The sequence below is a fragment of the Microbacterium rhizomatis genome (assembly GCF_008710745.1).
Classification (GTDB): domain Bacteria; phylum Actinomycetota; class Actinomycetes; order Actinomycetales; family Microbacteriaceae; genus Microbacterium; species Microbacterium rhizomatis.
Window position 1 is genome coordinate 497,217 of record NZ_VYSA01000001.1, and the last position, 20,638, is coordinate 517,854.

Below are 20,638 nucleotides of genomic sequence, written 5' to 3' on the forward strand. Positions count from 1 at the left end.
AGCGTTCCGCCATGGCGACATGGGTGGCACTGCTCCGCGGGGTGAACGTCAACGGCATCACGGTGCGTTCGGCGGAACTGCGTTCCCTTTTCATCGAGCTCGGGTTCGCAGACGTGCGCACCATCCTGGCCAGCGGCAATGTCGTCTTCACGAGCCCGCGAAGCGCTGCCGATCTCAAGCGGACCGTCGAGGCCGGGCTGCGGGAGCGATTCGGATACGACGCGTGGATCGTCCTGGTCACCCGTGAGGCCGTCGCCGCGGGGATCGCGGCGTTTCCGTTCGACGCGGCCGATGCCGATCGCCAGCCGTATGTGATCTTCGGGTCCGATGCGGGCGTGCTGGCCGAACTCATCGCCGCGGCCGAAGGCCTCGACCGCGAGGTCGACCCGATCGCGCGCGGTGACGGGGTCGTGTACTGGAACCCGGTCAAGGGGACGACGGTCGACACGCCCTTCGGCAAGCTGCTCTCGCGCCGGGCGTACAGGGAGACCACGACGAATCGCAATCTCCGAACGCTGCAGAAGATCGTGGGCTGAGCCCGCGGACCGGTAAACTGGACGAATGTCCGGCCATTCCAAGTGGGCCACGACCAAGCACAAGAAGGCGATCATCGATTCGCGCCGTGCCAAGTCGTTCGCCAAGCTCATCAAGAACATCGAAGTCGCCGCGAAGATGGGCGGTGCCGATCTCTCCGGCAACCCCACCCTCGTGGACGCCGTCCAGAAGGCGAAGAAGACGTCGGTCCCCAACGACAACATCGACCGCGCGATCAAGCGCGGAGCGGGGCTCACCGGCGAATCGATCGAGTACACGACGATCCTCTACGAAGGCTACGGGCCCAACGGCGTCGCGCTCCTGATCGAATGCCTCACCGACAACCGCAACCGCGCCGCGGCCGAAGTGCGTACCGCGATGACCCGCAATGGCGGCACGATGGCCGATCCGGGCAGCGTGGCATACAACTTCCACCGCAAGGGCGTCATCGTCGTCGGCGGCGATGGCACGTCCGAAGACGACGTGATGCTCGCAGTGCTGGATGCGGGTGCGGAAGAGATCGCCCCGCACGCCGACGGGTTCGAAGTCATCACCGAAGCGACAGACCTCGTCCAGGTGCGCTCGGCTCTGCAGGAGGCGGGCATCGACTACGAGTCGGCCGATGTCGAGTTCGTTCCGACCCTCAAGGTCGAGGTCGACGCCGACACGGCTCGCAAGGTGTTCCGCCTCATCGATGCGCTCGAAGACAGCGATGACGTGCAGAACGTCTTCAGCAATTTCGATCTGACCGCCGAGGTGCAGGCTGAGCTCGAGAACGACGAGTAAGGGCGCGCCTGGGCCGCACCGGCATCCATCCCTCGTAGCGTGGGGGAGTGACGAGCGAGCACGTACCCCTGCGCGTGTTCGGGATCGACCCCGGGCTCACGCGGTGCGGCGTCGGGGTTGTCGATGTCGCGCGCGACCGCAGCGCGACGCTGGTGCACGTGGGTGTGATCCGTTCGCCGGTGGACGCGCCGATCGAGGCGCGTCTCGCGACGATCGCCGCCGGCATTCGCGAGGTGATCGGTCTGCACCGGCCGCATGTCGTCGCCGTGGAACGGGTCTTCGCGCAGCAGAATCGCAGCACCGTCATGGGAACGGCGCAAGCAAGCGGCATCGCACTCCTCATCGCAGCTGAGAACGGCCTATCGGCGGCGCTCCATACTCCGACCGAGGTGAAGGCGGCGATCACCGGGCATGGCGGCGCCGACAAACGTCAGGTGCAGGCGATGGTGGCGCGGATCCTCCGGCTCGATGAGCTCCCCAAGCCGGCGGATGCTGCGGATGCTCTGGCTCTTGCGATCTGTCATGCCTGGCGTCGCGGCGTCGCAGCGCCGGCCTCGAGCGGGACGCTCACTCCGGCGCAACGGGCGTGGGCCGAGGCCGAACGGGTATCGCGCCGGTGACGAGGACGAGCGGCGCCATCGCCGTGTCGCTCGAACAAATCTGCGAACCGCTCGCGTAGGGTCGGAGCATGATCTCCTCGTTGCGCGGGACCGCGTCCCACGTCGAAACCGACGCGGTCGTGGTCGATGTGGGAGGAGTCGGTTTCGCGGTCGCGGTCACCCCGCAGGTGGCACGGGGCATCCACCTCGGCGACACGGTCTCGCTGCACACGTACCTGATCGTGCGCGAAGATGCGCTCGCCCTGTTCGGCTTCTCGGCACGCGAAGAGCTCACGGTCTTCACGCAGCTGCTCAGCGTCGCTGGAGTCGGGCCGAAATCGGCTCTGGGGGTTCTTGCGACCCTCACGGTCCCGCAGATCGCCGATGCCGTCGCGAGCGACGACGACGCACCGTTCCGCCGCGTGTCCGGCATCGGGCCGAAGACCGCGAAGCTGATCGTCGTGCAGCTCGCGGGGAAGCTCGCCGCCGTCGTGTCCTCGAGCTCTGCGGGGGCGACGATCGCCGCGCCGATGACGGCGCAGGTCGTCCAGGCCCTGGTGGGCCTCGGCTGGTCGGAGCGCATCGCCGCCGAGGCGGTCGCCGGGGTCATGGAAGCGGCGCCCGCCGGCCAGACGGGCTCGGTCGCATCCGTCCTGCGACTCACGCTGGCGGCGCTCGGTCCGGCGCGACGGGAGCCGTCGGATGGATGACCTCCGTGACCTGAGCGACCACCGGAACGGCGAGCCGGCGGACGAGACCGAGCTCGCGATCGATGGCGCGCTGCGGCCGACCTCACTGGCCGAGTTCGTCGGCCAGCAGAAAGTGCGTGGTCAGCTGCAGCTGCTGCTGGATGCCGCCCGCATCCAGCAGCGCTCGCCCGACCACATCCTGCTCTCCGGCCCGCCTGGTCTCGGCAAGACCACCCTCGCGATGATCGTCGCCCACGAGAGCGGCAGGCCGCTGCGGCTCTCCAGCGGCCCGGCGATCCAGCACGCCGGCGACCTCGCCGCGCTCCTGTCGAGTCTCACGCCGGGCGAGGTGCTGTTCATCGACGAGGTGCACCGGATGGCGCGTGCGGCCGAAGAGATGCTCTACCTCGCGATGGAGGACTTCCGCATCGACATCATGGTGGGCAAAGGGGCCGGCGCCACCAGCATCCCGCTCGATCTCGCGCCTTTCACGCTCGTGGGCGCGACGACCCGCTCGGGCCTCCTGCCAAATCCGCTGCGTGACCGATTCGGGTTCACCGCCCACCTCGAGTACTACGATCCTGCGGAGCTCGAGCAGGTGATCGAGCGCTCCGCGGTCATGCTCGGCGTCACGCTGCCGAGCGCCGCGCGGGGTGAGATCGCGCGGCGCTCCCGCGGCACGCCGCGAATCGCCAACCGGCTTCTCCGACGCGTGCGCGACTACGTCATCGTCCATGGGGGAGCGGAAGGGGAGGCCGATATCGCCACCGTCGGTGCCGCGCTCGATCTCTACGACGTCGACGCGATCGGCCTCGACCGACTCGACCGCTCCGTCCTGGAGGCTCTCGTGCGCCGCTTCCGCGGCGGCCCCGTGGGTCTGAACACCCTGGCGGTCACCGTCGGGGAAGAGTCCGAGACGATCGAGTCGGTGGTCGAGCCCTACCTGGTGCGGATCGGGTTCATGGGCCGGACTCCGCGCGGACGGATCGCCACACCAGAGGCGTATGCCCACCTGCGCATTCCACACGCAGAGGATGCCCTCAGACTCGATGACCTATAATCGCCTGAGGCTTTCGCCGACCCCCCTCCTTCATGGCAGTGCCGCCTGGCGCGCCTGATCCGAAAGGTGCCCACACCCATGGACTTCGCGTCGTTCTTCAGTAACTACGGCCTCATCATCCTGCTGGTCGTCCTCCTCGTCTTCATGTTCTGGAGCTCGCGTCGGCGCCTCGCCAAGCAGAAGCTCGAACAGGCCGAGAAGGCCCGTCAGATGGTCCCCGGCGCCGAGGTGCTCATGCAGGGCGGCCTGTACGGCACGATCCTCCAGTACGACACCGAGAACCTCGACCAGCCCGTGATCGTCGAGATCGCCCCCGGCGTCGAGATCAAGGTGCACAGTCAGGCGCTTCTGCGCGTCGTCGAGCCCTCGCAGGGCTTCGTGAACGAAGACGACTTCATCGAAGCCGAAGAGAGCCAGAACGAGTACATCGCCGGTGTCGCGGGCGGCGAGATCACGTCGTTGAGCGACGACCACCGTCGTGCCGAGCAGGCCGAAGAGTCCAAGCGCGCCGCCGATGCGGGGCCCGACTCCGGCTCGGCACCGGATGCCGGTAGCAAGCCCCAGGTCTGAAACCCCCCGCCCCTCCGGGCGACCGAGAAAGCTGACTCTCCTTGGCTACTGCAACCCCCGTCCGACATGCCTGGCGCGCCCTGACCGGACTGCTGGTGATCATCGCGCTGCTGGCAGGGATCAACGCGCTCGGCGTGTATGTCTTCCAGAAGAGCTCCTGGGCTCCGGCACTCGCCCTCGATCTGCAGGGCGGCACGCAGATCATCCTCGAGGCCAAGACCGCTGACGGTTCCGATCCCACGACCGATCAGATGAACCAGGCCGTGACGATCATCCGCCAGCGCGTCGACGCCTCGGGTGTCGGCGAGGCCAACGTCACGACCGAGGGCGGCAAGAACATCGTCGTCCAGATCCCTGGGCAGGCCGACGATCAGACCCGTCAGCGCATCGAGGCCTCCGCGCAGCTCCAGCTGCGGGCGGTGCTCTACACCGGTCAGCCTGCGACGTCTTATGTCGGCAGCGATGGGGTGTCGACTCCGTATCCGACGCCCGATCCGTCACTGAACTCGACGCCGACCACGTCGCCCACCAACGGTAGCGACACGGCCTGGATCACCCCGGCGCTGCAGGCGCAGTTCCTCGCGTACGACTGCACAAACCCCGCGAATGATCCGGCGAACGCCCCGAAAGATCAGCCGCTGATCACGTGCGACGCGTCCGGTCAGGCGAAGTACATCCTCGGCCCCGTGGAGCTCGACGGTTCGTCAATCTCCGACGCCACTTTCGGCATGGAGCAGCAGAGCGGCCGCTGGGCAGTGAACCTCGTGTTCGATTCGGCGGGCACCGAGACATTCGGAAAGATCAGCCAGCGGCTCTACCCGGCGACCGCACCGCTCAACCAGTTCGCGTTCGTGCTCGACGGCAACGTTCTCTCGGCACCCTCCATGAACGGCGTGATCCTCGACGGCAAGCCGAGCATCACGGGCAGCTTCACCCAGGAGTCGGCCAAGACGCTCGCGGATCAGCTGAAGTACGGCGCTCTGCCGTTGAGCTTCGGCGTCGTCAGCTCCGACACGATCTCGGCCACTCTCGGTTCGCAGCAGCTCCAGATCGGTCTGATCGCCGGCCTCATCGGGCTCCTGCTGGTGGCGGTGTACTCGCTCATCGTCTACCGCGCGCTGGGTTTCGTGATCATCGCCTCGCTCGTCGTGATGGGCGTCATCACCTATCTCACGATCTGCATCCTGGCCTGGCGGATGGGCTTCCGCCTGTCGCTCGCCGGTGTCGCGGGTCTGATCGTGTCGATCGGCTTCACCGCCGACTCATTCATCGTGTACTTCGAGCGAATACGGGATGAGCTCCGCGACGGAAAGTCCATCACGGGCGCCGTCGAGGATGGCTGGGGTCGCGCCCGGCGCACGATCTACATCTCGAAGTCGATCAACGTGCTGGCCGCGGTCGTGCTCTACATCCTCGCGGACGCCACGGTGAAGGGCTTCGCCTTCACGCTGGGGCTCACGACCGTGATCGACGTCGTCATCTTCATCCTGTTCACCCACCCGGTGATGCAGCTGCTGGCTCGTACGAGATTCTTCGGGTCGGGGCATCCGCTCTCCGGCCTCGATCCCGATGCCCTCGGAGCCGTCTACCGTGGGCGCGCGCAGTTCCGCGCGCCCGTGGCCGCATCGAGCGGTGCCGCACGCAGGACCGCCAAGTCGCGAGGCGAGGCTGAGCGTCGCCAGACGATCGCCGAGCGCAAGCAGGCCGAGCTGACCGCCGCAGGTCGCTCCACCGGGTCCAAACCCGACACCACGACCAAGGGAGGAGACGACTGATGCGCTCCATGAGCCAGCTCGGAAACGACCTCTACTCCGGCAAGACGTCCTTCCCCTTCGTGGGACGTCGGCGCCTGTGGTTCGTGATCGCTGCCATCCTCGTCGTGGGCGCGGCCATCGTACCCCTGTTCCGTCCGCTCGCGTTCTCGATCGAGTTCACCGGCGGGTCGCAGTTCACCGTTTCGGGTTTGTCCTCTCCCGATCAGTCGCTCGCGACCGACGCCGTCCACACGGTCGTGCCCGAAGCCGTCACCAAGGTGACGACGGTCGGCACCACCGCTGTGCGCGTACAGACCGACCAGCTCACACCCGACCAGACGCAGGGCGTCAGCGCAGCGCTGGCCGACGCCTATGGGGTACCGTCGAGCGAGGTCACCGCTTCGTTCATCGGCCCCAGCTGGGGTGCGGACGTCACCCGCCAATCCCTGTGGGGTCTGGCGATCTTCCTCGCTCTGACGTTCCTGATCCTCGCGCTCTACTTCCGCACCTGGAAGATGTCGGCCGCGGCCATCATCGGCCTGGTCGACGTGCTCGTGATCACGATCGGCATCTATGCGCTGTTCGGCTTCGAGATCTCGCCGGCCGCCGTCATCGGATTCCTGACCGTGCTGTCGTATGCGCTGTACGACACGACCGTCGTCTTCGACAAGATCCGCGAGAATACGAGCGAGGACGGCGAGATATCCGGGCGAACCTTCGGAGAGTCGGTGAACCTCGCCGTCAACCAGACCCTCATCCGGTCCATCAACACGACGATCGTGGCGATCCTGCCGACGGGTGCGATTCTCTTCATCGGCGCCCTGTGGCTGGGTGCGCAGACGCTGTCCGACATCTCGCTCTCGATCTTCGTGGGCACGATCGTCGCCGCCTACTCCACCCTCTTCGTCGCGGCCCCGTTGTACTCCCTCTTCCGGGAGAACGAGTCGGCGATCAAGGCCCGCGATCAGCGGGCGATCACGGCACGCGAGCGTGCGGTGGTGCCCGCGTAGCGATCTGGAGGCACCCTCCGCGGGCGTAGGATTGACGGATCGAGCGGAGGGAAAGGTGATCGGGTGGCAGAGACCGTCCCGGCGACCGTGCCCCCGACCGCTCCTGCGGCTGCCCAGACCTCGTCACTTCGGCGCCTCGTTCCGAGGATCTTCTCGCGATCGGTCCGCCGCGACGGCGTAGAGCAGCTTCTGCGCACGGTGCGCACCCACCACCCCAAGGGCGATCTTTCGATCATCGAGCGGGCTTACGCGGTCGCTGACGAAGCCCACGAGGGCCAGAAGCGCCAGAGCGGCGAGCCGTACATCACCCACCCGCTCGCCGTCGCGCAGATCCTGGCGGATCTCGGCCTCGGGCCTCGGGCGATCGCAGCCGCCCTCCTGCATGACACGGTGGAAGACACCGCTTACAGCCTCGACGCGCTCACGGCGGAGTTCGGCGACGAGGTCGCCATGCTCGTGGACGGCGTCACCAAGCTCGACAAGGTCAAGTACGGCGAGAGCGCGCAGGCCGAGACGGTTCGCAAGATGATCGTCGCCATGTCGCGAGACATCCGTGTGCTCCTGATCAAGCTCGCCGACCGCCTCCACAACGCCCGCACATGGGGCTTCGTACCGCCGGAGAAATCGCGCCGGAAGGCCACCGAGACCCTCGAGATCTACGCTCCACTGGCGCACCGACTCGGCATTCAGGCGATCAAGTCCGAGCTCGAAGACCTCTCCTTCGCCGTCCTCCACCCGAAGCTCTACGCCGAGATCGAGAGTCTCGTCAAGCAGCGCACCCCGCAGCGCGAGCAATACGTGCAGAACGTCATCGATTCCGTCGAGTCCGATCTGCGCGAGCTGCGCATCCGCGGGCGGGTCATGGGCCGTCCGAAGCAGTTGTACTCGGTGTATCAGAAGATGGTCGTGCGCGGTCGCGAGTTCGACGACATCTACGATCTGATCGGCATCCGCGTCCTCGTCGGGACAGTGCGAGACTGCTATGCCGTGCTCGGCGCGATCCACGCCCGCTGGACCCCGCTGCCCGGCCGGTTCAAGGACTACATCGCCACGCCGAAGTTCAACCTCTACCAGTCGCTCCACACCACCGTGATCGGGCCGGGCGGACGCACCGTCGAGATTCAGATCCGCACGAACGAGATGCATCAGCAGGCCGAGTACGGTGTGGCTGCGCACTGGAAGTACAAAGAGCGGATGGCGGGGGCGAAGCCTGACGCCAAGTCGGTGGATGCCGACATGGCCTGGCTCGCCCGCATCTCCGACTGGCAGGCCGAGACCGCCGATCCCGGCGAATTCCTCGACTCGCTGCGGTTCGAGATCGGGGCGAAGGAGGTCTACGTCTTCACGCCGAAGGGGCGCGTCATCGGTCTGCCGACGGGCGCGACGCCGGTCGATTTCGCCTACGCAGTGCACACCGAGGTCGGTCACCGCACGATGGGCTCGAAGGTCAACGGGCGGCTCGTCCCGCTCGAGTCCGAGCTGCAGAGCGGCGATGTGGTCGAGGTCTTCACCTCGAAGAACCCGGATGCAGGACCCAGCCAGGACTGGCTGACCTTCGTCAAGAGCACCCGCGCGAGAAGCAAGATCCGCGGATGGTTCACGAAAGAGCGTCGCGAAGAGGCCGTCGAGCAGGGCAAAGAGGCGATCGCCCGAGCGATGCGCCGACAGAATCTGCCGTTGCAGCGGTTGATGAGTCAGGACTCGTTCGCCGAGGTCGCCCGCTCGCTCAACTACGAGGACGTGACGGCTCTGTACGCGGCCGTCGGCGAGGGCCACGTCTCGACGCAATCCGTGATCGAGAAGGTCACCGCCGCCGTCAGCGCGAACGACACCTCCACAGGCCCGATCGATCTGCCGATCGGTCGCTCACGTCGTCCGCGCGACAGCGACTCGGGCATCCTGGTGCGCGGCGCCCCCGACATCCTGGTGAAGCTCGCCAAGTGCTGCACGCCCGTTCCCGGTGATCAGATCGTCGGATTCGTCACGCGCGGCAGTGGCGTGTCCGTGCACCGCGCGGACTGCACCAACGTGAAGTCGTTGATGGACGAACCGGAGCGGCTGATCGACGTCGAATGGGCACCGACGACCAAGAGCGTGTTCCTCGTGCAGATCCAGATCGAGGCTCTTGATCGCTCGGGCCTGCTGAGCGACGTGACCCGGGTGCTAAGCGAGCATCACGTCAACATCCTCTCGGCCACGGTTTCGACGACGAATGACCGACTCGCGCTGAGCCGCTTCGTGTTCGAGATGGGCGACATCGTCCACCTCGAACGGGTGCTGAACGCTGTGCGGCGCATCGATGCCGTCTACGACGTCTATCGCGTCACGTCCTCCTGAAGCGCGCAGGCCGCGTCGAGTTGACGCAGGAGACTCATGGCGGGTCGTTTGCGGGGGAGTGAGCCCTGCGCGTGCAGCCACTCCCATGCGGTGGCTGCGAGACCGGCCGTCGCCGCGGCCAGCGAGGTCGCGGCCCGGAGGTGCTGAGCATCGGGCACCCGGGCGAGGTCGGCGAGGGTCCGAGCCGGAGACGTCACCAGGACCCCGCCGATCCGATGCAGGTCCTCATCGAGGACGCGAAGCTCGCGGTACACGATCCGGCGCCCGAAGACGTGATGCAGTCGCTGCGGCACGCACCGCTGCACGCAATGGCGCGCCGGTGGGTCGGGAAGAGCACCGTGCACCCACGCGGCGCTCAGATGAGTCGCGGCGAGGGTGTGGCCGAGCAGTTCGGTCAGCGAGGCGGCGCGCAGGGCGGAGGTCTCGACGGCATCCGCCGGAATGTAGCCCTCGCCGAGTTCGACGAGGTGCCCGTCCAGCCGCGCCGCGGACAGCTCCGCGATCGACAGGCGGTCGTCCGCGAAATAGAGATAGGGCGACGGCATACACCCAGCGTGCCTGAGCCGGTGCGTGACCGGGTGCCGCAGCGTCGGCTCTGTGGAGAACCCGGCCCGCCACACGGGGTGTGGAACAGCTGAGATCAGCCGCCGACGGCCTTCAACCACGCGCGTCGCGCGTCGAGCGCCTCGGTCGCTCGCGCGATGGCGGTCTTGTCACCCGACTTCGTGGCCGCGGCGAGTTCGTCCTCGAGCTTCTGGATCGCTTCTTCGAGCTGACGCGTCATGTCGTTCGCACGCGCCTTCGTCTCCGGGTTGTTCCGTTTCCACTCCGACTCTTCGCGCGTGCGCACGTTCGTCTCGATCTTGCGCAGATCATCGTCGAGCGCCCGCTCCTTGTCACGCGGGAAGATGCGGCCGATCTCGTCCCATGTGCGCTGGATCGCCGTCAGTCGTGCGCGGGCCTTCGCCACGTCCGACTCGTCGGCGATCGTGCGGGCGTGAACCAGCAGCTCGCGCTTCGCTTCGATCTTCTCGCGCGATGCCTCGGCGTCAGCCGTCTCTCGCTCCACGCGAGCCGAGTACAGCGCGTCGCCCGCCGCTTTGAAGCGGGCCCAGAGCGCGTCATCGACCTTCTTGCCCGCGCGTCCGGCGGTCTTCCACTCATCCAGGAGCTCGCGGTAGGCGGGAATTCCGTCCTCGCCCTTGGGTGCGAGGGCCTCGGCCCTCTCGACGAGGCGCGTCTTGCGGTCGCGGACGCCCTTGTGCTCCTCGTCGAGACCCGCGTAGAACTCGCGCCGGTGCTTGTCGAGGATGGCGCGCGCATCCCGGAATCTCTTCCAGAGCTGCTGCGAGACGTTCTTGGGTAGACGCGGGCCGTTCTGCTGCTGCGACTGCCATTCTTCGAACAACGTCGCCAGGTCTGCTGATGTCTGCTTCCACTGGATGCTCTTGGGGTCGCGTGCGGCGAGGGCTTCGGCCCTCTCGACCAGCGCCGTGCGCTGTGCGACGGCCTCATCGACGAGTTCGCGTGCCGCGGCGGCCTCGCTCGCCGATGCGGCCGAGAGCGTCTCGATCAGCGCTTGGACCCGCTCTTCCAGGCGCGCCAGGTCGCCGACCGCGGCGGCACCGTCGATCTTCGCGTGGAGCGCTCTGGCGGTCGCGCGCAGGTCGGATGCCGAGGCCCCGCCGCCGTGCTGGCGCGCCTCCAGGAGCGCGACCTCGCTGGCAAGGTCGGCGTACTTGCGCTCGAAGTAGGCGAGCGCCTCATCGGGCGTCCCGTCCGGATACTGCCCCACTTCGCGCCATTCGTCGCCTTCACGGACCGAGACGGTGCCGTCTTCGTCGACTCGACCCCAGGGTTCTGCATCCGCCGATCGCACCGTCGCAGCGGGTGCGGGTGCGAGCGCCGTGTCGTGTGGGCCGGCGCCGCCGGTCGTCGTGGGAGCCGGGGCCGGCCGGCGCGGCGGAGCCTTCGGCAGCGGCCGCGGTGGGCCGGGAATCGGAGTGGTTTCGGGAGTGGAATCTGCGGAGGCAGTCACGGGATGCACCTCATCGCGGCATGCGCCGCCTGTGGGGGATGGACGGCATCGAGCCTAATACCCACGACGCCTGCGCGAAGCAGGTGGGCGCGCGATCACCTGTCTCACGGAGTGGGTGCGGGGGAGGTGGGAGCCGTCGAGGTGGTCGGTTCGGGGCTCACGCTCGAGGAGGGTGTCGAGCCGGGCACCGGGGCGGGTGCACCCGGGCCCATCACGAAATAGGCAGTCTGTGCGCCGATGATCGCCAGGACGATGACTCCTCCGACGATGCCTGCCAGAACGTTGTCGCGATAGCGGCGACGGATCTGATCCTCGTGCAGCGCCAGCCGGGCCTGATAGATCCTGGCACGCTCACGCTCATCGCGGTTGTCGCGGCTTCTCGCTCCCGTCGCCACGGTCCTCCCTCGCCGCCGGTCGCTGCCGGCATCCGTCGTCTCCGGAACTTCCCGGCCCCCCGATCCTAGAGGGGCGGGCCATGCGCGATGCACGCCGAGGGTCGGAACGCGCGGCTAGCCTGGAGCGGTGACCGTTCCCGCCGCGCTGTTCCAGGGGCAGACCCCCCTCGCGGTGCGGATGCGACCCGTCTCGCTCGACGAAGTCGCCGGTCAGTCGCATCTCCTTCGGCCCGGGTCGCCGCTCGTAGCTCTTGCCAATGCCGATCCGGCGGCTTCGTCCGCCGTCTCGGTGATCCTCTGGGGGCCGCCGGGCACGGGCAAGACCACGCTCGCCCAGGCCATCGCGCGTTCGTCCGGGCGCCGGTTCGTCGAGCTGTCCGCGGTGACGGCCGGCGTGCGCGACGTGCGCGAGGTCATGCAGGAGGCGCTCACTCAGCGAGACCTCTACGGGCAGTCGACGATCCTCTTCCTCGACGAGATCCACCGCTTCACGAAGGCGCAGCAGGACGCGCTGCTGCCCGGGGTGGAGAACGGCTGGGTCATCCTCATCGCGGCGACGACCGAGAACCCCTCGTTCTCGGTGATCTCACCGCTCCTGTCACGCTCCCTGCTTCTGACGCTGCAACCGCTGAGCGACGACGACCTCGGCCTGCTCGTGGATCGTGCGGTCGCAGATCCTCGAGGGCTGGCCGGATCCGTCACGCTCGAACCCGAGGCACGGGCCGCGCTGATCCGGCTCGCGTCGGGCGACGCCCGCCGTGCATTGACGGCGCTGGAGGCCGCGGCATCCATTTCCGCCGCTCCCGACGAAGGCGTTCTCGCCGACGGTTCGGATGCGGACGCTTCGGATTCGCGCGATGCGCCCGCGGCTATCACCGGAGAGCACATCGCGCAGGCCGTCGATCGTGCGCTGCTGCGATACGACCGCCAGGGCGACGAGCACTACGACGTCATCAGCGCCTTCATCAAGTCGATCAGAGGCTCCGATGTGGATGCGGCGATCCACTACCTGGCGCGGATGGTCGAGGCGGGCGAAGACCCGCGGTTCATCGCACGCCGGCTGGTGATCTCGGCGGCGGAGGACATCGGGCTGGCAGACCCGCAGGCTCTCGTGATCGCCGTCGCCGCCGCCGATGCGGTCGCCTTCATCGGCATGCCCGAAGGGCGGATCCCGCTGGCGGAGGCGACCGCATACCTCGCGACCACCGCGAAATCCAACGCGGCGTACCTTGCGATCGACGCAGCGATCGTCGATGTGCGCAACGGCGGGTTCGGTCGGGTGCCGAAACCGCTCCGCGACGCGCATTACCCGGGTGCGAAGCGGCTGGGGCACGGCAAGGGCTACGTGTACCCGCATGACTCCGAGATCGGCGTGGTCGCCCAGCAGTACCTCCCCGACGAATTGCGCGGGCGTCGCTACTATCAGCCCACCGCCCACGGCCAGGAGCGCGAGGTCCAGGCGCGCCTGGAGAAGATCCGCCGCATCCTCGAAGGGGAATGAGGCGCAGGACTGGCACGATGGAGGGGTGACTCCACCTTCCGATCGGATCCGCAATATCGCGGTGGGGCTCGTCGTGCGCGAGGGGCGCGCGCTCGTCGAGATCTACCCGGCGACTGAGCGCCACGGCGTGTTCGCCCGTGCGATCGGCGGGGGCATCGAGTTCGGCGAATCCGCCTCCGATGCGGTGCGCCGCGAGTTCGAGGAAGAGCTCGACGTCGAGCTTGCGGAGGTGCGGCAGCTCGCCGTCACCGAGAACATCTTCGAAGCCGGATGGGCCCGCGGGCACGAGGTCGTGCACGTCTTCTCCGTGCGGAGCCCCGCGTTCGATGCTCTGCCGTGGGACGCGGAATTGTCTGTCCTGGATGCGAAGACGACCGTGAAATGGGTCGATCTGAACGCACTGCGCGCAGAGGACCCGCCGTTCTATCCGGTCGGGATGCTGGAGCTCATCGAGCAGCTCGACGACTCGGCGGGTCACCCGGGTCCGCTCTGGTAGACTTGACCGGCTCGAAACAGAGTTTTCGGGCATCCCCCTTCTCCTTCACCTACTTTCCGTTGCGCCCCGGCGTGCGAACCGGAAAGGCGGAGTCGGGCGATACGTCCGTGAGCCGTGAAAGACGCGGCCACGTCATCGGAAGGAACCTTCGTGGCAACGAAGTCCCAGGACCGCCGCAAGGTGCGCCTCTCGCGCGCCCTCGGCATCGCACTGACCCCCAAGGCCGCCCGCTACCTCGAGAAGCGCCCCTATGCGCCGGGTGAGCACGGCCGCACCAAGCGCAAGCAGGACAGCGACTACGCCGTCCGTCTCCGCGAGAAGCAGCGTCTGCGCGAGCAGTACGGCATCCGCGAGAAGCAGATGCGCAACACGTTCAACGAGGCGCGTCGCAAGGACGGCCTGACCGGTGAGAACCTGGTCGAGCTGCTCGAGATGCGCCTGGACGCCCTCGTGCTGCGTTCGGGCTTCGCCCGCACGACCGCGCAGGCTCGCCAGCTCGTCGTTCACCGCCACATCCTGGTCGACGGCCAGACCGTTGACCGCCCGTCGTTCCGCGTCAAGCCGGGACAGCTGATCCACGTCAAGGCCAAGAGCGAGGGCACCGAGCCCTTCCAGGTCGCCGCGGCCGGCGGTCACGCCGAGGTTCTGCCCAACGTCCCGGGCTACCTCGAGGTCGAGCTCGACAAGCTGCAGGCGCGCCTGACGCGCCGCCCGAAGCGCGCCGAGGTTCCCGTGACCTGCGACGTGCAGCTCGTGGTGGAGTACTACGCCGCGCGCTAGCGTTTCGTCTCGCTTCGCTCGCTCGACGAGCGAAGCCGAAGGGCGCCGGGTCATCCCGGCGCCCTTCGTCGTTTCCGCGCCGCTCGCAAGCCCCTCCACGCACCCGGAGCGTCGCCTACGATGAGGGGATGCCGCATTCGCGGCGCAATCGAGGGAGTGTCACACAGTGAAGAACCTGTTCTGGTTCCTGCTCGGCATCGCAGGCGGATTCGTCGCCGCACATCTGGTCAACAAGGACCCGCGCGGCCACGAGCTGCTCTCCGAGGTCGACGCGCGCATCGCGGAGTTCACCGATCGGATGAGCGACGCCTACCGCGAGCAGGAATCGCGCATCGGCGGATTCGTCGATGGTGTGAAGGATGCCGGGTCCGACGCGCTCGATGCGGCCAAGGGCGCGGTCGACTCCGCCAAAGACGCCGCGGCCGATGTGGTCGGCGCCGCCAAGAGCGCCGCGGCCGGTGCAGCCGAGTCGGCGGCCTCGTCGGTGTCAGACACGGCGGACGCCGTCTCGGACGCCGCCAAGAAGCTCGCCGACTGACGTCACCTTTCCCGAGCGCACCGCGATGGAGTGCGCTCTGCTCGCCTGCCCGGAGGATCCATGAAGACCGCAGAGATCGCCAGCCGTTTCCTCGACTTCTTCGAGAAGCGCGGCCATACGATCGTCCCGTCCGCTTCGCTGGTCACCGACGACCCCGCTCTGCTGTTCACCGTCGCCGGCATGGTGCCGTTCATCCCGTACCTCAGCGGCGACGTGCCGCCGCCCTACCCGCGCGCGGCGGATGTGCAGAAGTGCATCCGCACGAACGACATCGAAGAGGTCGGCAAGACCCCCCGGCACGGCACGTTCTTCCAGATGCTCGGCAACTGGTCGTTCGGCGACTATTTCAAGGCCGATGCGATCCGCTATGCCTGGGAGCTGCTCACCACGGCAGAGAGCGAGGGCGGACTCGGCTTCGACCCGAAAGATCTGTGGGTCACGGTCTACAAGGACGACGACGAGGCTGCGGCGCTGTGGAGCGAGATCGCGAAGCTTCCGGAGGAGCGCATCCAGCGTCTCGACAAGGACACGAACTACTGGAGCACCGGCCTGCCCGGTCCGGCCGGTCCCTGCTCCGAGATCTTCTTCGACCAGGGTCCTGCCTACGGCGTCGACGGCGGCCCGGCGACCGACGACGATCGATACGTCGAGATCTGGAATCTCGTCTTCATGCAGTACGAGATCTCCAACGTCACGTCGAAGTACGACTTCGACATCGTCGGCGAACTGCCGAACAAGAACATCGATACCGGCATGGGCCTGGAGCGCATCGCGTTCATCAAGCAGGGCGTGCAGAACATGTACGAGACCGACCAGGTGCGCCCCGTGCTCGACCTCGCCGCGGAATTGAGCGGCAAGACGTACGGCGCGAACCACGAAGACGACGTGCGGATGCGGATCATCGCCGACCACGTGCGCTCATCGCTCATGCTGCTCGCCGACGGCGTCACGCCGTCGAACGAGGGGCGGGGTTACATCCTGCGCCGCATCATGCGGCGCACGATCCGGTCGATGCGGCTCCTGGGGGTGGACGGCCCGACCTTCCCCACGCTGTTCGCCGCATCGCGCGACGCGATGGCCGAGGCATACCCGGTCGTGGCGGACGACTGGGAGCGCATCTCGCAGTACGCGTTCGCCGAGGAGCGCACATTCCTGCGCACGCTGGCCGCAGGGTCCGTGATCCTCGAGACCGCGGTCGCCGAGACCAGGCAATCCGGCGGAGAGTCGATCGGCGGTGAGCAGGCATTCCTGCTGCACGACACGTACGGCTTCCCGATCGACCTCACCCTCGAAGCGGCAGAGGAGGCAGGTCTCACCGTCGATCGTGCGGCCTTCGACCAGCTCATGCAGGAGCAGCGCACCCGGGCGAAAGCCGACGCGCGGGCGCGCAAGCGCCAGCTCGCCGACACGAGCATCTATCGCGAGTTCCGCAGCCTCGGTGAGACCGTGTTCACCGGATACACCGAGCTCGAGGCCGAGTCGACGGTGCTCGGGATCATCGTCGACGGCGTGTCGGTCGACCGGGCATCGGCCGGTCAGATCGCCGAGATCATCGTCGCCGAAACGGCCCTGTACGCGGAGTCGGGCGGCCAGGTCGCCGACAAGGGCATCATCGTCGGCCCCGGCTACGAACTCGAAGTGCTCGACGTGCAGAAGCCCGTCGTAGGCCTGATCAGCCACACCGTCGCCGTCACGAGCGGTGAGGTCGCGGTCGGGCTCGCCGCGAGCACGATCGTGGATGCCGCGAATCGGCGCTCCGCACGCCAGGCGCACTCCGCGACCCACCTGGTGCACGCCGCGATCCGCGACACCCTCGGACGGAGCGCGACGCAGACCGGTTCGCTCAACCGCGCCGGCTACATGCGGTTCGACTTCAACTGGGGATCGGCGCTCTCGCCCGAGACGCGGACCGAGATCGAAGAGATCGCCAACAACGCCGTCCGCGACAATCTCGAGGTGACGACCCGGGTGATGTCTCTGGATGAGGCGACGTCGCTGGGCGCGATGGCGCTCTTCGGCGAGAAGTACGGCAGCGAAGTGCGCATGGTCGATATCGGCGGCCCGTGGTCGCGCGAACTGTGCGGAGGCACGCATGTGAGTTCGAGCGCCGAGATCGGAATCATCAACCTCGTCGGTGAATCGTCGGTCGGAGCATCCAACCGACGCGTGGAAGCCCTGGTCGGCCAGGACGCATTCCGCGAGCTCGCCGCCGAGCGGGCCATCGTCTCGCAGCTCACGTCATCGCTGAAGATCCCGCGCGACCAGTTGCCGGCACGTATCGCCGACCTCGCAGCGAGCCTGCGGGCGGCAGAGAAGAAGATCGCCGCGTTCGAGGCACGCGCACTCGCCGATCGTGCGCCCGCGCTCGCCGAGACCGCCGTCGCGGTCGGACCCCACCGGCTCGTCACCGCCTCGATCGGCGTCGCCGGCTCGGGCGACGACGTGCGCACGCTCGCTCTGCAGGTACGCGAACGCCTCGGCTCGGCGCCCGCCGTCGTGGCACTCGGTGCCGACGTGGGCGGCCGCCCCGTGGTGATCGTCGCGACGAACGAGGCCGCCCGCACGGCCGGCGCGAAGGCGGGGGTGCTCGCAAAGGCGGCCGCGGCTGCGCTCGGTGGCGGAGGAGGAGGCCGCGACGACGTCGCGCAGGGCGGCGGACCGGACGTTTCCGTCCTTCCCGCCGGACTCGCCGCCGTGCGGAGCACACTGGAGCGCTCGGCCTCTTGAGCGGCTTCCGCCGCGGTGTCCGTCTCGGAGTCGACGTCGGCCGCGCCCGTGTGGGCGTTGCGCGGTGCGATCCGGACGGGATGCTGGCCGTGCCCGTGGAGACCGTAGCGCGCAACGACGACTCGATCGCACGCGTCCTGGCACTGTCGGACGAGCACTCGGCGATGGAGATCCTGGTGGGTCTCCCGCTCAGCCTCAGCGGGTCGGACACCGCTTCGACCACCGATTCGCGGGAGTTCGCCGCGGCGCTGGCGAGAGCATCCGATGTGCCCGTGCGCCTCGTCGATGAGCGCCTCAGCACCGTCTCGGCGCACGCGGCTCTGCGCGATTCCGGCAGGACACAGCGAAAATCTCGTAGCATTGTTGATCAGGTCGCCGCCGTCGTCCTGCTCCAGCAGGCCATCGATGTCGAGAAGAACAGCGGCCGACCGCCCGGAACGTCCGTTCCCCCGGCCCAGGAGCCCGCCTGAACATGCCCGAATCTTCGTCGCCGTTCGACGATCCGTTTGCGGATCTCTTCGGCAAGCTGCCCGATCCGCGGCAGCGCGAGAGCGGCCGCGGCGACAGCGCCGAGGTAGCGAAGAGCACCACCGCTGCACAGCGGTCCGGGGATGCGGCGCCCGCCCCCGCGAGCCCGCCGCTGTCGCGACGGGCAGCCCGCGAAGCCGCGCAGGAACCCCCCGCGCCGGCTGCGCCCGTCGCGCGCAGCGTACCCGCAGCGAGCCCCGCGGCAGAAGACCCGGGTCCCGCGGCGGCCGGGGCCCCCGTCGCCCCGCGCATGCCCTCGCGCACGGCGGTCGCGACGGCGCCGGTGCCCACCGCCGACCTCGAAGACCTCTTCACCGGCACACGCACCACGCACGATGTGGGCTCGCCACCGCCGCCGCGCAACAAGCGGAAGCGCCGCATCGGGGGCTGGATCGCACTCGGCGTCGTGCTGGTCATCCTCGGCGGCATCGCCGGAGGAGGGCTGTGGGTCTGGAACACCTACGAAGGCAAGATCCGCGAGGTGATGGGCTGGACCGAGCCGAAGGACTACGCGGCGGGCGAAGCCAACGGAGAGGCGCTCGTCACGATCGCCGAAGGCGACACCGGCAGCCCGATCTCGCAGAGCCTGTTCGACGCGGGAGTGACCAAGACGCCTACGGCGTTCTACGACTACCTGATCGCCACCGCGCAGAACCCGCCTTTCGTTCCCGGGGTCTTCAAACTGCAGAAGCAGATGACCTCGGAAGCTGCGCTGGCGGCCCTCCTCGACCCCGCGAACAAGGTAGAGAGGTCGGCCCAGCTGCGTGAGGGACTCACCGTTCAGCAGTCGCTCCCGATCCTCGCCGAGGGCACCGGCATCCCGCTCGCCGACTTCCAGGCCGCCGTCGCGACGCCCGCGAGCTATGGAGTGAGCGCCGACAGCCTGGAGGGGTGGCTCTTCCCGGCGACGTACTCGTTCGCCCCGGACGCCACCGCCACGCAGATCATCCAGACCCTCGTCGACCGCACCGTGCAGTCGCTCGACGCGGCGAGTGTGCCGGTCGAGGACCGGCAGCGGATCCTGACGATCGCCTCGATCATCCAGCGCGAGGCCCGATTCACCCAGGACTTCTACAAAGTGTCGCGGGTGATCGAGAACCGCCTCGACCCCTCGAACCAGGAGACCTTCGGGCTGCTGCAGATGGACTCCACCGCCCAGTACGGCTACGGCGAGATGCACGACGGCACGGTGAGCTCGTCCGAGGCCGCTCTGACCGACGACAACGCGTGGAATACGTACGTGCACCCCGGTCTGCCGGTCGGACCGATCGCGAATCCGGGCGACACCGCGATCGACGCGGCGATGCACCCCGCCGACGGCCCGTGGCTGTACTTCGTGACGGTGAACCTCGATACCGGTGAAACGGTGTTCACGACCAACGTGGCCGATCACGAGAAGGCGGTCGCGCAGTGGCAGACCTGGTGCACCGATCACCCGGACTCGGGGTGCTGACCGGCCCGACGCGCCTTGCGGTGTGGGGCGACCCGATCGCGCACAGTCGATCGCCACAGCTGCATACCGCCGCGTACGCGGTTCTGGGGCTGGACTGGGACTACGGGCGACGGCAGGTCACCGTACCCGACTTCGATGCCGTGCTGGGCTCGCTCGACGACAGCTGGCGCGGGCTCTCGGTGACCTTTCCTCTCAAGTCGGCGGCGTTCGCCGTATCCGTCGACCGCGATCGGCGCGCACATCTCACCGGCGCGGTCAACACACTGCTGCTCACCCCCGACGGGCCGCACGGATTCAACACCGACGTCGGCGGCCTCATCCGCATGCTCCAGGACCACGGCACCGGTGCTGTCGAACGGGCGCGGATCATCGGCGCGGGCGCGACGGCGACCTCGGCGCTCGTGGCACTGGCCGAGCTCGGCGCCCGCCGCGTCGAGGTCGTGGCGCGCCGGCCTGAGGCAACGGTCGGGCTGGTCGCGCTCGGGGGACGCATCGGAGTCGATGTGCACGCCATCCCGTTCCCCGATTCGCGGCTCGAGCCGGTGACGCTCACGCTCGCCACGATTCCCGGGGACGCGGTGATCCCCGACGGGTCCGTCGATCTTCTCGCCGAATCCGGCGGGGGCCTGTTCGACGCCGTCTACGGCACATGGCCCACGCCGCTCGCCCGGGCGTGGGCGGCGCGCGGGTTGCCCGCCCACTCCGGGCTCGGGATGCTGCTGCACCAGGCCGTGCTCCAGGTGCGGATCTTCGTGTCCGGCGACGCGGACCGGCCGCTTCCGAACGAACCGCTCGTGCTCGAGGCGATGCGCGCCACGCTCGTCGCCGACTGAAGCCGCCGCG

At 68.2% G+C, this 20,638-nt stretch carries 20 protein-coding genes; 17 read left to right on the forward strand and 3 right to left on the reverse strand.

Annotation, left to right across the window (positions count from 1 at the left end):
* Positions 1 to 11 precede the first annotated feature (11 nt).
* The 9 genes from F6B43_RS02380 (at position 12) to F6B43_RS02420 (ending at position 9,339) form a co-directional block, all read left to right on the forward strand.
* A complete protein-coding gene (locus F6B43_RS02380; RefSeq protein ID WP_150447314.1) occupies positions 12 to 536 on the forward strand; it encodes a DUF1697 domain-containing protein in 525 nt (174 codons plus the stop codon).
* A gap of 25 nt (positions 537 to 561) precedes the next feature.
* A complete protein-coding gene (locus tag F6B43_RS02385) occupies positions 562 to 1,320 on the forward strand; it encodes a YebC/PmpR family DNA-binding transcriptional regulator (protein ID WP_150447315.1) in 759 nt (252 codons plus the stop codon).
* A gap of 47 nt (positions 1,321 to 1,367) precedes the next feature.
* The gene (gene ruvC, locus F6B43_RS02390) at positions 1,368 to 1,940 is read left to right on the forward strand and encodes a crossover junction endodeoxyribonuclease RuvC (RefSeq protein WP_246159755.1); all 573 of its coding nucleotides are present in this window, start codon (positions 1,368 to 1,370) and stop codon (positions 1,938 to 1,940) included.
* A gap of 68 nt (positions 1,941 to 2,008) precedes the next feature.
* On the forward strand, positions 2,009 to 2,629 hold the full coding sequence (gene ruvA / locus F6B43_RS02395) for a Holliday junction branch migration protein RuvA (protein ID WP_150447316.1): 621 nt from the start codon (positions 2,009 to 2,011) through the stop codon (positions 2,627 to 2,629).
* On the forward strand, positions 2,622 to 3,668 hold the full coding sequence (gene ruvB / locus F6B43_RS02400; RefSeq protein ID WP_150447317.1) for a Holliday junction branch migration DNA helicase RuvB: 1,047 nt from the start codon (positions 2,622 to 2,624) through the stop codon (positions 3,666 to 3,668). The genes ruvA and ruvB overlap by 8 nt, the downstream gene beginning before the upstream one ends.
* 66 nt (positions 3,669 to 3,734) lie before the next feature.
* Complete coding sequence (locus F6B43_RS02405) at positions 3,735 to 4,238, forward strand: preprotein translocase subunit YajC (RefSeq protein ID WP_343030069.1); 504 nt, start codon at positions 3,735 to 3,737, stop codon at positions 4,236 to 4,238.
* A gap of 41 nt (positions 4,239 to 4,279) precedes the next feature.
* Positions 4,280 to 6,013: a protein translocase subunit SecD gene (gene secD / locus F6B43_RS02410; protein WP_150447318.1), complete on the forward strand. Its 1,734-nt coding sequence runs from the start codon at positions 4,280 to 4,282 to the stop codon at positions 6,011 to 6,013.
* Positions 6,013 to 7,002: a protein translocase subunit SecF gene (gene secF, locus F6B43_RS02415; RefSeq protein WP_150447319.1), complete on the forward strand. Its 990-nt coding sequence runs from the start codon at positions 6,013 to 6,015 to the stop codon at positions 7,000 to 7,002. The genes secD and secF overlap by 1 nt, the downstream gene beginning before the upstream one ends.
* 63 nt (positions 7,003 to 7,065) lie before the next feature.
* Positions 7,066 to 9,339 (forward strand): RelA/SpoT family protein, encoded by a 2,274-nt coding sequence (locus tag F6B43_RS02420; protein WP_170285537.1) that lies wholly within the window; start codon positions 7,066 to 7,068, stop codon positions 9,337 to 9,339.
* On the opposite strand, the gene F6B43_RS02425 is transcribed toward F6B43_RS02420, so the two are convergent.
* From F6B43_RS02425 to F6B43_RS02435, 3 genes are all read right to left on the reverse strand, one after another.
* Positions 9,318 to 9,884, reverse strand: coding sequence for a hypothetical protein (locus F6B43_RS02425; RefSeq protein ID WP_150447320.1), 567 nt, complete (start codon positions 9,882 to 9,884; stop codon positions 9,318 to 9,320). The genes F6B43_RS02420 and F6B43_RS02425 overlap by 22 nt on opposite strands.
* 95 nt (positions 9,885 to 9,979) lie before the next feature.
* Positions 9,980 to 11,218 (reverse strand): DUF349 domain-containing protein, encoded by a 1,239-nt coding sequence (locus tag F6B43_RS02430; RefSeq protein ID WP_246159856.1) that lies wholly within the window; start codon positions 11,216 to 11,218, stop codon positions 9,980 to 9,982.
* A gap of 263 nt (positions 11,219 to 11,481) precedes the next feature.
* Positions 11,482 to 11,772 carry a dioxygenase gene (locus F6B43_RS02435; protein WP_150447322.1) on the reverse strand — a complete coding sequence of 97 codons (291 nt, stop codon included), beginning with the start codon at positions 11,770 to 11,772 and terminating at the stop codon, positions 11,482 to 11,484.
* 178 nt (positions 11,773 to 11,950) lie between these two features.
* Between F6B43_RS02435 and F6B43_RS02440 the strand changes: the two genes are divergently transcribed.
* From F6B43_RS02440 to F6B43_RS02475, 8 genes are all read left to right on the forward strand, one after another.
* A complete protein-coding gene (locus tag F6B43_RS02440; protein WP_150448375.1) occupies positions 11,951 to 13,273 on the forward strand; it encodes a replication-associated recombination protein A in 1,323 nt (440 codons plus the stop codon).
* Between the two features lie 25 nt (positions 13,274 to 13,298).
* Positions 13,299 to 13,769, forward strand: coding sequence for an NUDIX domain-containing protein (locus F6B43_RS02445; RefSeq protein ID WP_211367993.1), 471 nt, complete (start codon positions 13,299 to 13,301; stop codon positions 13,767 to 13,769).
* Between the two features lie 150 nt (positions 13,770 to 13,919).
* On the forward strand, positions 13,920 to 14,549 hold the full coding sequence (gene rpsD, locus F6B43_RS02450) for a 30S ribosomal protein S4 (RefSeq protein WP_150447323.1): 630 nt from the start codon (positions 13,920 to 13,922) through the stop codon (positions 14,547 to 14,549).
* A 166-nt stretch (positions 14,550 to 14,715) separates the two neighbouring features.
* Positions 14,716 to 15,087: an ATPase gene (locus tag F6B43_RS19820; RefSeq protein ID WP_246159757.1), complete on the forward strand. Its 372-nt coding sequence runs from the start codon at positions 14,716 to 14,718 to the stop codon at positions 15,085 to 15,087.
* A 60-nt stretch (positions 15,088 to 15,147) separates the two neighbouring features.
* Complete coding sequence (gene alaS / locus F6B43_RS02460) at positions 15,148 to 17,814, forward strand: alanine--tRNA ligase (RefSeq protein WP_150447324.1); 2,667 nt, start codon at positions 15,148 to 15,150, stop codon at positions 17,812 to 17,814.
* A complete protein-coding gene (gene ruvX, locus F6B43_RS02465; RefSeq protein WP_150447325.1) occupies positions 17,811 to 18,284 on the forward strand; it encodes a Holliday junction resolvase RuvX in 474 nt (157 codons plus the stop codon). Before alaS ends, ruvX begins: the two co-directional genes overlap by 4 nt.
* Before the next feature lie 2 nt (positions 18,285 to 18,286).
* Positions 18,287 to 19,795 carry an endolytic transglycosylase MltG gene (gene mltG / locus F6B43_RS02470; protein WP_150447326.1) on the forward strand — a complete coding sequence of 503 codons (1,509 nt, stop codon included), beginning with the start codon at positions 18,287 to 18,289 and terminating at the stop codon, positions 19,793 to 19,795.
* The gene (locus F6B43_RS02475) at positions 19,753 to 20,628 is read left to right on the forward strand and encodes a shikimate dehydrogenase family protein (RefSeq protein ID WP_343030070.1); all 876 of its coding nucleotides are present in this window, start codon (positions 19,753 to 19,755) and stop codon (positions 20,626 to 20,628) included. Before mltG ends, F6B43_RS02475 begins: the two co-directional genes overlap by 43 nt.
* Positions 20,629 to 20,638 lie beyond the last annotated feature (10 nt).